At 57.6% G+C, this 2,342-nt stretch carries 3 protein-coding genes; all 3 read right to left on the reverse strand.

Annotated elements, in window-relative coordinates:
- A partial coding sequence (locus ABJP42_RS11055) for an MMPL family transporter (RefSeq protein ID WP_348340365.1) occupies positions 1-1,626 on the reverse strand: 1,626 nt, incomplete at its 3' end.
- Positions 1,623-2,084 (reverse strand): hypothetical protein, encoded by a 462-nt coding sequence (locus ABJP42_RS11060; RefSeq protein WP_348340366.1) that lies wholly within the window; start codon positions 2,082-2,084, stop codon positions 1,623-1,625. The genes ABJP42_RS11060 and ABJP42_RS11055, both read right to left, overlap by 4 nt.
- A gap of 43 nt (positions 2,085-2,127) precedes the next feature.
- Positions 2,128-2,342 (reverse strand): hypothetical protein (locus ABJP42_RS11065; protein WP_348340367.1); only part of this gene is annotated, 215 nt, incomplete at its 5' end.

Raw genomic sequence — 2,342 nt, forward strand, 5'->3', positions numbered from 1 at the left:
CAGCCGCCTGGCCAAGCCCTGCAATTCTGGGAATCTATTCAGGTCTTCTGGTTGCAGGCCAGGGGCTAAAAGGGCGCGTTCAAACTCAAGGGTCTGTTGCGCGGCAAAGGCGACGGCCATGCCTGCCTGCTCCAGCGCCAATTCGGCCTCAGCGTGAAAGTCGGAAACTGAGCCGTGACGGGCCCGCGCGGGTGAGAGCCATTGAGAGAGCATCTGATAGGATTGCAATGCCCCATCTTCGATGGCCTGATCCAAAAGCGCCGCCAGTTGCACCTCGTTTTCAAGCAGCGCACCGAGCGTTTCGCCCTCTACATCGATGGCATATGTGCTGGAGGGCAGATCCAGTTTTTCGTTCAGCTCAGCCAGTTCTGTACGGATGTGTTCTGGCGGTTCAAACAGGGCGATGGGGGGCTGTTGATTGAACAGCACAACTGTGACCAGCCCTGCCAGGATGAGAGTCGTCTCGATCCAGGTCTTGGCGGGCAGGTAAAAGTCAAAGTTGCTGAGCGCGATGCCTCTTATTTCAGCCTTTTTGGGCACGGGCATCACGACGGAAGCAATGGCGGCGATGGACAGCCCTACCAGGATGAAGACCCCGGTTTGAACCAAGGCGGGAACCTGTGAGCCAACCATGGCCAAAAACGCAAGTCCGGTGGTTGCGGCGCCCAGCAGGATCAGCCTATGGGCCTTGCTGCGGCGACTGCCGTGATGGGCCATGACATGGATCGGATAGTCCAGTGCCAGCCCCAAAAGAACACCACCAAAGGCCAAGGCTACAATATGCACCGAGCCAAACGCCAGATTGACCACGCCAATGGCCGAGATTATGCCCAGGGCGAGGGGGAGAAAGGCATGCACCACCAAGAGCACAGAGCGCAGCGACCAGATCAGCCAGATGACCAATAGCAGGCTGGCTATTATCGAGGCGCGCGCCGAGGCAGCAGAATTGAACTGGGTGGTCTCAGCGGCGATGACCCGAACCCCCAGCAGATGGGCCGAGACCTCCTTTTGTGCAGCAAGGTTGCGCAGCGACACTGACCAATCCTTTAGCGCCTGGGCGTCAAAGGGTTGCTGTTCCAGGCGGATATGCAGAATTGCGGCAGAGCTGTCACTGGATTGCCAAACCCCGTCTTCAACAGGAAAGGCGCCTTTGGGGCTGTCAAACCGTTTGACGATGCGCCAATAGCTTCCTGTTGGATCACGCAGAAAACGATCCCCAAACACGATGCTGGCGGCTTCGGAAAAGTAGTCTTTTGCCTCGACAAGCCGTCGGGTCATGTTCTGGCTTTGCAGATCCGCCCGTTCGGGGGGGGCCAGCTGGAGCCGGTTTTCCCAGATCCATCTGTCAAATTCTTCCGAAGGGGCCGGGGTGCTGAAAAGAACCTCACTGACCAGCGGGTCTTGCCTCAGGTGGTGTGCAATTGCTTTTGCTGCTTTGTTGCGCTGGGCGACCTGGGGGTGGCTGAGCGCAACAAGCACATCCAGTCCCGCCCCCTCCGTGAGAGAGGGAAGCCCCGCATTCTCCCCGACGATCAATGCCCCGGTGTCGGAGCTGATCGTGACCCGGGGCGCCAAGAGCAGCATCAGCCCGATCAGGCTCAGTGCCGCTAAGACAATCCGTGTCATTGCGACAGAAACTTGATTTGGCGGTTTTGTTTGCCTGCCATCTCGAGATCGATGGCTTTCAAGACATCGCCACAGCCGGAAAAGACAATGCTGCCACCGCCGCTTTGCCGCAGTGAAATGCGGGCGATCCAGCCCGTCGATGTTGAGGTGATCTTATTGGGCAGTGGAGGCAAATCAGAAATACCCTGATTGAACACCGCCGCCTGTAGGACGGTGAAAAACGCGTTCATACGCTTAGGGATCGCGCGGGTGATCTCTTTTCCGTCGCGCTGGATGGTGATGGTCTTGGGGCCAATTGTCATCTCTTCGGCTTTGGGCGTGGTTTGCTGCCGCAACAGGAATTTGTCGCGGGTCAAGATAAAGACGCCGCCATTTTGAACCGCGGTGCCAAAGGCCGGATGTACAATGATTTCCGCATAGGCCACTGCGCCACCCACAGAAATGGGCTCTGCCCGCAAGGCAGCTTCCAGTGTTGTAGGGGCAGGCTGCAAACAGCTCGGCTCAGCGGCGCCAGATATCGAAGAAGTTGAACCAGTTATAAGGATCGACGCGGCACCAGCCTTCAAGAGCTTTTGCATAGTCCTGCGCCATGTCTGCGGCGGCCTTTGCGCGCTCGGGTCGTGGCACATGCGTCCCATCATAGAACTGTGTGAATTCAGCAGCATAGTGGTCTCTGGATTCCCATCTGGCAAAACTGAGGATAATTGGAACCCTGG

This window comes from Pseudophaeobacter sp., assembly GCF_039971195.1.
In the GTDB taxonomy this organism is placed as follows: Bacteria; Pseudomonadota; Alphaproteobacteria; order Rhodobacterales; family Rhodobacteraceae; genus Pseudophaeobacter.